Annotated in this window: 9 protein-coding genes and 1 pseudogene; 7 read left to right on the plus strand and 3 right to left on the minus strand. The window is 45.8% G+C overall.

Features of this window, described 5'->3' with window-relative positions; genetic code table 11:
• Window positions 1–27: 27 nt before the first annotated feature.
• Entirely contained in the window at window positions 28–519 is a 492-nt protein-coding gene (locus tag NIES593_RS19515) for a universal stress protein (protein ID WP_073601174.1), read from the minus strand.
• A gap of 67 nt (window positions 520–586) precedes the next feature.
• Here NIES593_RS19515 and NIES593_RS19520 point away from each other — a divergent pair, with 67 nt between their 5' ends.
• Window positions 587–904, plus strand: a complete 318-nt coding sequence (locus NIES593_RS19520; RefSeq protein ID WP_073601175.1) for a hypothetical protein — start codon at window positions 587–589, stop codon at window positions 902–904.
• A 280-nt stretch (window positions 905–1,184) separates the two neighbouring features.
• Entirely contained in the window at window positions 1,185–2,711 is a 1,527-nt protein-coding gene (gene psbB / locus NIES593_RS19525; protein WP_073601176.1) for a photosystem II chlorophyll-binding protein CP47, read from the plus strand.
• A 338-nt stretch (window positions 2,712–3,049) separates the two neighbouring features.
• Here the strand turns inward: psbB and NIES593_RS19530 are convergent, their stop codons facing one another.
• Both NIES593_RS19530 and NIES593_RS19535 read right to left on the minus strand, forming a co-directional pair.
• Window positions 3,050–4,321 carry a M12 family metallo-peptidase gene (locus NIES593_RS19530; protein WP_073601177.1) on the minus strand — a complete coding sequence of 424 codons (1,272 nt, stop codon included), beginning with the start codon at window positions 4,319–4,321 and terminating at the stop codon, window positions 3,050–3,052.
• Between the two features lie 150 nt (window positions 4,322–4,471).
• Window positions 4,472–4,834, minus strand: coding sequence for a hypothetical protein (locus NIES593_RS19535; protein ID WP_073601178.1), 363 nt, complete (start codon window positions 4,832–4,834; stop codon window positions 4,472–4,474).
• Window positions 4,835–5,117: 283 nt separating this feature from the next.
• Between NIES593_RS19535 and NIES593_RS19540 the strand changes: the two genes are divergently transcribed.
• From NIES593_RS19540 to NIES593_RS19560, 5 genes and pseudogenes are all read left to right on the plus strand, one after another.
• Window positions 5,118–6,866, plus strand: coding sequence for a M48 family metallopeptidase (locus tag NIES593_RS19540; protein ID WP_073601179.1), 1,749 nt, complete (start codon window positions 5,118–5,120; stop codon window positions 6,864–6,866).
• Between the two features lie 146 nt (window positions 6,867–7,012).
• Window positions 7,013–7,816 carry an ergothioneine biosynthesis protein EgtC gene (gene egtC / locus NIES593_RS19545; RefSeq protein ID WP_073601180.1) on the plus strand — a complete coding sequence of 268 codons (804 nt, stop codon included), beginning with the start codon at window positions 7,013–7,015 and terminating at the stop codon, window positions 7,814–7,816.
• Between the two features lie 88 nt (window positions 7,817–7,904).
• Complete coding sequence (locus tag NIES593_RS19550) at window positions 7,905–8,438, plus strand: peroxiredoxin family protein (protein ID WP_073601181.1); 534 nt, start codon at window positions 7,905–7,907, stop codon at window positions 8,436–8,438.
• Between the two features lie 121 nt (window positions 8,439–8,559).
• Window positions 8,560–9,000, plus strand: coding sequence for a C6orf136 family protein (locus NIES593_RS19555; RefSeq protein ID WP_073601182.1), 441 nt, complete (start codon window positions 8,560–8,562; stop codon window positions 8,998–9,000).
• 82 nt (window positions 9,001–9,082) lie between these two features.
• Window positions 9,083–9,526 (plus strand): annotated as a pseudogene (locus NIES593_RS19560) (MBL fold metallo-hydrolase); the annotation flags it as partial.
• Window positions 9,527–9,545: the final 19 nt, after the last annotated feature.

The raw sequence follows: 9,545 nt of genomic DNA on the forward strand, positions 1-9,545 counted from the left end.
TCATCATCGGTCTAGGACTTTGCTACGCTACCCTCTCTCTCCACTCTGAACGATCAAAACAGAACAGGGAGCATGGTGAACGACATAATTACTGACGCTGCCTAATAAAACCTCCGAGATTCCTTGATGACCTCGACGACCTAGCACGATTAGATTAGCGTCCCAATTTCGAGCCAATTGGCAAATTCTCGTACCGGGATCGCCGACTTGACATTTTAACTCGCTGGAAATTCCCGCCTCTATTGCCTTCTGGAAATAATCTTGCAGCCACTCTTGCGCCTGCTGCATTTTCCGTCCCAAAAATGTTTGCCGCCGCCCAAGCGATAACCCATAGAGGTCTACATCTCCTAATGTACCAATGCCAAGGAAAGCCTCCCCTAAATTTTCCGTCTCCCAATCCAAGCAGTGAAACACCATCAGAGAATTATTTTGGGCTTGAGCGAACTGCATGGCTGCCTCAAATACAACAGGAGCTTGAGACGAGCGATCGAGTGCCACTAAAATTTTTTTGCCAACCATCTCTAGCAGTTCTTTGAGGGGTAATATACACCTAGCCTAATCTAGCCAGGTAGACAAATAACTTCTAGTGAAATACTTCTTCTTATCGGACGGATGGACTTATGCGCGGGTTTGGGAGTTTGGCGGACTATGGGACGAAATTTCTTGGCGGCGCAAACCTTATATCGAGCGTTTGCCTTTAGGAATTATTGAAAAAGGTGAAATTTTCTGGCTTTATCAAGTTGAAGATGCTGTTTTAATGGTGGAAGTGAAACCGATTCGCGAGACAAGCGATCCTGCCAAACCGTTTGGACAAGTAATTCTCAAACGCCTGATCGATGCAGATGATGCGATCGAGCGTTTAAGCGAAGCCGAAGGCATCATTCATCAACTGATAAAAGAATAAGGGGTTTTTCTGCCTAGCTGTCGCGATCCAATTCTTAAAAATTATTTCAGGCGATGCCAAGCTTCATGCCGCCGCGCTTGCAATCGACTCTCACAATAGTTACACTTCTTTAAATAATCATCATTTCAAGGGATAATTAGGTGAGTCAAACTCTTTCTGTTTAGATACACTATTCTAAAACCTCTAGCAAAAGAGAGAGTTGGGCACTTAACCTAACACCAGTTAATAAAAAAGCGTCTAAGCAGACACTAATTGTCAACAGGAGGAGCGTAGTAGTTCAATGGGACTACCTTGGTATAGAGTTCACACAGTCGTCCTGAACGATCCGGGACGGCTGATTTCCGTACACCTGATGCATACTGCTCTCGTAGCAGGATGGGCAGGTTCGATGGCTCTTTACGAGCTAGCGATTTTCGACCCCAGCGACCCGGTTCTCAACCCCATGTGGCGGCAAGGAATGTTCGTCCTGCCCTTTATGGCTCGCTTGGGAGTCACGGGTTCTTGGGGCGGTTGGAGCGTCACTGGAGAAACTGGCGTTAACCCCGGTTTCTGGTCTTTTGAAGGCGTTGCTGCCGCTCACATCGTTCTATCCGGCTTGCTGTTCTTAGCAGCCGTTTGGCACTGGGTTTATTGGGATCTCGAATTATTCACCGATCCCCGCACGGGCGAACCCGCGCTCGACCTGCCCAAAATGTTTGGCATTCACTTGTTCTTATCCGGTCTTCTCTGCTTCGGCTTTGGAGCTTTTCACTTGACGGGGCTTTGGGGACCCGGAATGTGGGTGTCCGATCCCTACGGTCTAACGGGTCACGTTCAACCCGTAGCGCCAGAGTGGGGACCGGCTGGATTTAACCCCTTTAATCCAGGCGGAGTCGTCGCCCACCATATTGCTGCTGGTATTGTCGGCATTATTGCAGGTCTATTCCACCTGACGGTTCGACCTCCAGAGAGACTATATCGCGCCCTGAGAATGGGGAATATCGAAACCGTTCTCTCTAGCAGTATTGCCGCAGTTTTCTTTGCAGCTTTTGTCGTGGCGGGAACGATGTGGTATGGCAGTGCCACTACTCCGATCGAGTTATTCGGTCCTACCCGCTATCAATGGGATAAAGGTTACTTCCAGCGAGAAATTCAGCGTCGCGTTGAAGCTAACTTAGCGGCTGGAGACACTCTCTCGGAAGCTTGGTCGAAAATCCCCGAAAAGTTGGCTTTCTACGACTATGTTGGCAACAGCCCAGCTAAAGGCGGTTTATTCCGTACCGGAGCCATGAACAGTGGCGATGGCATTGCAAGAGCTTGGTTGGGTCATGCTGTCTTCAGAGATGGGGAAGGTCGGGAACTCAGCGTTCGTCGGATGCCTAACTTCTTTGAGACTTTCCCGGTCGTCTTAACTGACTCCGACGGAATCGTTCGCGCAGACATTCCCTTCCGACGCGCAGAATCCAAAACGAGTATCGAGCAGACGGGAACCACGGTTAGCTTCTACGGTGGAACGCTCGACGGACAAACTTTTAGCGATCCGGCTGCGGTGAAGCAGTTTGCTCGTAAGGCTCAACTCGGCGAAGCGTTTGATTTCGATCGCGAAACCTTAGACTCTGATGGTGTCTTCCGCACCAGCCCCAGAGGATGGTTTACTTTCGCTCATGCTTGTTTCGCGCTGCTGTTCTTCTTCGGTCACATTTGGCACGGCTCTCGGACGCTTTTCCGAGACGTATTTGCTGGTATTGACCCAGATCTCGGCGAACAAGTCGAATTTGGACTCTTCGCGAAAGTGGGTGACGTAAGCACCCGTAAGGAAGGCGCGTAAGCGTTCGAGTTCCATTAACTTTTTAGTGCAAGCCCTAGTTGGCTTGCACTATTTTTTTGCACTTCGGGGTCGCGATCGCATAGAATTTCGAGATAACATCAAACTTACGTCACTTTCTCAGGAGAAGCGATCGCCATGTTTAATTTTAAAGATTGGTCGTTTGATGATTGGATGAACCACATTATATTTTTTGGCACTATCTTACTGCTATTGTGGTCTTTCTTTCTCGCTTAAAGGTGGTTCTGTTGCGAAAAATTTGAGAAGCACTATAAGTAGGGGTGAAGTATAGGTACTATAACCATCTACCTAGCATTTGAGAAAATTTTTGCAACACAATCTTAGAAATTATGGTTCCGCCCGCTCGCCATGTTATTCTTGATGCGCTGCCTGTTGTTGTGCTTCGCGTTCAGACTGCCATCGGAAATCCAGTCGTTGTTGTCCTCATAGAATGTTGGCCACATTAGAGAACGCTCATAATCCCAGCACCAAATGAAATGAGTCACACACCACTCATCGGCTTCTTCATGAAGACCGTTGAAGTTATGCCCAAGCTCATGAGCCATGATCATCATATTCTGAAATGCGAGGTTGGGCGGACCCCCAAAACCTCCGCCGCCACCGAGCCAAAAAAGCTGCTGTTGAGAAAGGCTGTAGACGCCTGGCTGGTAGGCAATTCCCAATGTACTACCATCGAGATCTTTGCCGCTGGTTAGATGAGCGACCTCTGCATTTTTGTCCATTCGGGTTTTAAGAAGTCTCAAGTCTCCCCAAACGCTCTTGACTACTTTCTCAAGATCGACAAGAAGTTTGTCCGCATTACAATTTTTTAGATCTTTATAATTTAGGATCCATACCTTTGGCGTGAACCAGCACCCAAGATTTTTCTTGTAAAGACCGTTAACAGTGTGTAACACTGACATTTGCTCTTGATGCCATACAGTGCCTATCGTCTTCGCCTGTTGTTCGTATTCGGGATCTGCTACAAGTAAGATGCCTATATTTGGGCCGACCTGGTGGGGAGGAGGTAGATACCCCGAACCTTCAGGTAATTCAGGTAAAGACCCTGGTTCAGTCTGTTCTTCTCTGACAGGAATGACATCGTCTTCAAGGTTAAACTTGAACCGCAGATCTTTCGTACGATAGACAAGATAATCGGATATATCTGCATCGATGCGAAATTTCTTTAGCGGTTCGATAAACCACCAGTCTTCTCCATAAATCACGTATCCCGCAAGCATATCGTTTGTTATCGTCAGTCTGACATCGCTTGTTTCTTCAGCGCCAACAATCCTACCTGCATAGGTGACAGTGTCACTTATACTTTGCCGGATTGTTTCCCCGTCCTCTTGAATTTCGACGATCTCGGTGCCTTCTTCAGATATCGGTTCAGGCTCAACAAGTACATTTACCGTACTCTTCCCGAGCCTAAGAGGAAATGTCCGGTCGCGGGCATCTGCATTCTGTTTGATCTCCGCAACATTTAAGGAGATGACAAAATACTTCTTTATGCTGGGATGGATGCGCCTTGCAACCTGTCGAACACGGAATCCAATGATAGCTAGTCCAATGACGGCTAAGATAACACCTATTATTAAAACGTAGATGTACATACCGCTCACCTTCTATTTACTTCTCTGGGACTCGCCCTAAAGGGTTTATTGGGCTGTCGAGAAGAAAAGCGCCTTGTTAATCCAAAATGACAAACTAAGAATAGGAGACTCTATTCGCACAGAGAAAAGCAGATTGATAACTTACTAACTTCACTTCGACCCAGAGCAAGCCTTGCTTAATTTCTGGTTCCAACTATCGTAGTACTTAGCTGTTTTGACTAAATTCTCATGTTTATAAGGTTTGCCTGTTTGTGGGTCTGTATAAAGATTGAGGATAGCAGCCCCATTTTTGTAAGCTTCAGTCAAACCCTTGTGAATCTCTAGGAATGCGTACCTATGATAAGGAGTACAACTAGGGTAAAAAGACAGTTGCCAAATATTTTCCCGGTCGTCTAGGAGATGGTAATACTCGACAGAATAATATGCAGTAGCGGATTTAGCTCTATAGAAGAATTCGGTTTCCAAGCCTGTATCTATAGGGCTTTTATCTAAAAGGCTCATATCTAATAACATCTTATAGAGCCTCCTACTTAACTTAAACCCTCTACTAATATCTTATCTGTTTTGTCTTTTGAAAACTTCATAATAAAAAAAAATGAGAACAATTGTAATGATTCGCCACCAACTTAATATTCTTGGTAGGGTTGTGTTGCAAAAATTTTCTCAAACGCTAGGTAGATGGTTGTGATACCTATACTTCACCCCTACCTATAGTGCTTCTCAAATTTTTCGCAACAGAATCCAGCGGTATAACTAAAATAGATGTGCATCGCCGATCGCATCGGGAGACCGAGCCATGAAAGCCCTAAGAAGTTTATTTCTCATTGCTTTAGGGATCTTATTACCTACTCCGGCAGTTTTCGCTCAAGCTTTTTCCCCTTCAATAACAGCCCGTGAAGAGCAATTTTCTAGCCAGGTAGAAATCAGAAGGCAGGAGGCAGAAGGTAGAAGGGAAGACAGTGCAGGAACGGCACAAGAGAATACTCCCAAAGAAGACTGTAATAAACCGAGGGATTCTTTACTAACCTTTACGGACGAAACGATTCCGGGAGCGACTTTAGAACTAGCCTCGGCGGTTAGCTTGCCGCCATTCGCGATCGCACAAAATTCTGGAGAGGGTGAAATCAGTCAAATCGATTCTTTTAAAGTCGAGACAACTAAGCTGCCAATACCATCGCTAGAAAAGATCGCCCGCAATGAAAAATTAGCACAAGGCGATCGCTTTCTTGCATGCGGAGAATTATCGCAAGCAGATAAACTATACCGCGAAGCCAAAGAACCCTTTCCCGCCGAGATAGCCATCGAGCGAGAGAAAATTCCAGAACCCATTTACCAACCAGAACAGTTGCCACCGGGCGGTGCTGTATACTGGCGCTTATATCAAGAGGGACGCGAAGATAAACGTTTAGAAAGTAAAATTTTTGCGCCGCTGCAACTGCTGACCGAGCAGTATCCCGAATTTATTCCCGCTCACTTGCACTACGCGCGATCGCTGGCAGAAGCAGGAAAAGAAGAAGAGGCGATGCAAGTTCTCCAGCACGCCGCTACTCTTTATCCTAACGAAGCTGAATTAGTACGATCGCAAATTAACGCTTATCAAGACTCAGAAGATTGGTTAGAAGCTTCGCTGACGGCGCGTCAATTTGCCTTATTTAATCCCGAAAATCCTCAAGCAACCGAATTTACTCGCATAGCAAACGAAAATCTAGCACGCTACCAAGACGAACTGGAATCAGACATCACCTGGAATGCAGTCGGCAATGCGATCGTAGGCGGACTAGGATTTGCCTTGACGGGGAATATTTTCGGTCCTCTGTCTGCCCTGGAAACCGCAATTTTACTGTTGGAAGGAGAATCCTCGATCGGCGATCGCTTTTCGGAGAGGATTCAAGAAGAACTTCCCATGATGCAAGACGAAGAGGTTCTGGGATACGTGCGAGGAATCGGCAACAAACTTGCCGCCGTTGCAGGGCGAGATGAGTTTGACTACCAATTCTACGTCATCATGGACGCTCGCCTCAATGTCTTTGCCTTGCCAGGGGGTAAGATATTCCTCAATGCAGGTGCAATCCTCGACACCAACTCAGAAGCAGAATTGGCGGGATTGCTTGCCCACGAACTCGCTCACGCCGTTTTGTCCCACGGTTTCCAACTCATGGCTGAGGGAAATTTAACAGCAAGCGTGACCCAATACATTCCCTATGTTGGCAATGTAGCAGGCGATCTAATCGTTCTCAACTACAGCCGCGAAATGGAAGAACAAGCGGATGTTTTCGGGACAAGGCTGCTAGCAGCCAACGGCTATGCTGCAGACGGCGTTCGCAACCTGATGGTAACGCTCAATGAGGAGGAAGATCCCGGCATTCCGGCGTGGTTTTCTACTCACCCAGACGCGGAGGATCGCGTTCGCTATTTAGAAGAGGCGATCGTTCGACAAAGACTCAACCGCTATGCCTACGAAGGAATTGATAGACACCAAAAAATTAAAGAGCGAGTCGCTAAACTTTTGGAAGAGTATCAACAGAAACAAGACTCAAAAGAGTAGCGCGATCGCTCTCCGCCTCCAATTGTAAGTGAATAGGAATAAGTTAGAATTGCTAGGCGATCGGATTTTGATGACTTTGTGACAGAATGAATTGAAAGTTTTATGTAGTCTCTAAAGGCTAATCTCTAACGCCTTGATTTCTGAATATGTGCCGTTTATTAGGCTATCTAGGTTTAGCAATTCAACTAGATCGCTTACTCTATAAACCCGACCACTCTCTCATCGCTCAAAGTTACCAACCCCGCGAAATGACCGCCGGATTGCTCAATGCCGATGGTTTTGGCGTGGGTTGGTATCACCCTCAAAAAGACGAGAATCCCTATATTTACAAAAATATTCTACCTATTTGGAGCGATGTTAATCTTCCTCATTTGAGTCGATATGTCGAATCGAGTTGCGTACTTGCCTACGTTCGCAGCGCTACTCCGCCGCTAGCCGTAGATTTAAGTAACTGTCAGCCTTTTACGAATGAAAATTTACTTTTTATTCATAACGGCTTTATTCATAATTTTCGCCAAACGCTATATCGACCTATCCGCAACTTGTTAGATGACTACAGCTATCAATTAATTACAGGAACGACCGATTCCGAACATATTTTTGCCCTGGTTATCAATGAGTTACGAAGAACGCCCGATCTTAGTCTAGAAAAGGCTTTGATTAATGCGTTAACTCAATTGACTCAATTAGCTAAATCGCATCATATTTACTTTTCAGCCAATATTATTATCAGTAATGGAAAACAATTAGTCGCTTCCCGTTATTCTAACCGCGCTCCAACGCCGACCCTTTACTGGTTGCAAGACGATTTGCTCTACCCAGATGCCGTTATAATAGCATCTGAACCTTTATTTGAGGGAAACTGGAAGAGTTGCCCAGAACGCACCGTTATTAGTGTTTCTCGCGAACTAACTTCCCAAATCCCTACGATAAAGATTTATGAGATCTAAAGCTCGATCGCTTTCTTTAGCGCTGTCTCCACAAAACGATCGCTCTCAAGCTATGTTACCTTGAGAAAAAAGCGCTTAACAAATTGTTATGACTGGGAATACAGGACTTTTTAACCAACGCTTTGCTAAAAACTTTATCCCCTTACCAGGATTTCAAGTGCCAGAGGTTGGCCAGTTAGCTCCGGACTTTACCCTACCCCGAATTGGAGGCGGACTGGTTAGATTATCCGACTACCGAGGTCAGCAGCCTGTCTTATTAGCGTTTACGCGCATTTTTACCGAAAAACTTTTTTGCCCTTTTTGCTATCCTCATATTCAGGATTTAAAGCAACGCTATCAAGATATTCGCGATCGCGGAGCCGAGTTACTGATGATTTCCAGTACCGATCCCGTACAGAGCGAGCAAATTGTTTCCGACTTGAACCTGCCCTATCCTTTTTTGTCCGATCCAGATTGCACGACCTTTCGCCTCTATGGAGCGGGACAAGCTTTAGGCGCGCCTTTACCCGCTCAATTTATCATCGATCGCGAAGGTCGCATTACCTACAGGCATTTGTTTACCTTTATTGATAGCAATGCGGAACCCGATCGGATTTTAAAAGAGTTAAAGCGGCTTGGTTAGAGGTGATTGAGTAATTTCTGTACGGTACAGATATCGTACCCATTTTTCAATAGAGTTGTCCGACGAACGTATGTTGAGGCAGTAGCAGTGTTGGCATAGTATTATCGATCTCCTTTTCTAGATGAAAGAGAATTTAAACGATTACCAAGCGCGAGTCCAACAAGTCATCGCAATTCTCAAAGCAGAACTGCCAAGCCTGTTTGAAACCGATCTTTCTTACGATATCTATACTAAAGATATTTATTTTAAAGACCCAGTTAACACTTTTAAAGGCAAACTGAACTATCGAATTATCTTCTGGACGTTAAGGTTTCACGGCAAGCTCTTTTTTACTAAAATTTACTTCGACTTGCACGACGTAAGGCAGACAGCTACGGATATCATTCTGGCTCATTGGACTGTACGCGGGACTTTGCGCGTGCCTTGGAGAGCTAAAATTCTGTTTAACGGCTATTCGACCTATAAACTTACGCCAGATGGTTCGATCTACGAGCATATCGATACTTGGGATCGGCAACCCAGTGAAATCCTCAAACAGTTTTTTCGCAGCGATGGGACTTGAGAAATTCTCTGGTGAAGGATTTTATTAAGTCGGCTCCTCGTCAAGCGCCTACACTGATGGAAGAGAGTAACTAGAAATTCCCATGAAATCGCTGAATCGTCCCAATCTCTATTGCTGGTCATCGTTCGACTCTGAAAGAAACATAGATTTTAATAGTGTTGCTTGGATTCGCCCTGACGGAAACGTCCTGATAGATCCGCTGCCCTTATCAGAGCATGACTGGAATCACCTACAATCCCTCGGTGGCGTAGCCTGGATTGTTGTCACTAACTTAGATCATCTGCGCGCTGCTCCAGAAATTGCCCAGCTCACAGGTGCTCGGATAGCAGGACCAGCAGCTGAAAAAGACACCTTTCCCATTCAATGCGATCGCTGGCTATCTGATGGCGAAGAATTAATTCCGGGGCTAAAAGTTTTGGAAATGAAGGGATCTAAAACACCTGGAGAATTGGCGCTGCTGCTCGAAGAAACCACCCTAATTACAGGAGACGGCGTTTTGGTAGCAACCGTACAGAAACTTACGCTAAGGCTGTAAAGCTTGCCAG

Source organism: Hydrococcus rivularis NIES-593 (assembly GCF_001904635.1).
Taxonomy (GTDB): Bacteria; Cyanobacteriota; Cyanobacteriia; order Cyanobacteriales; family Microcystaceae; genus Hydrococcus; species Hydrococcus rivularis.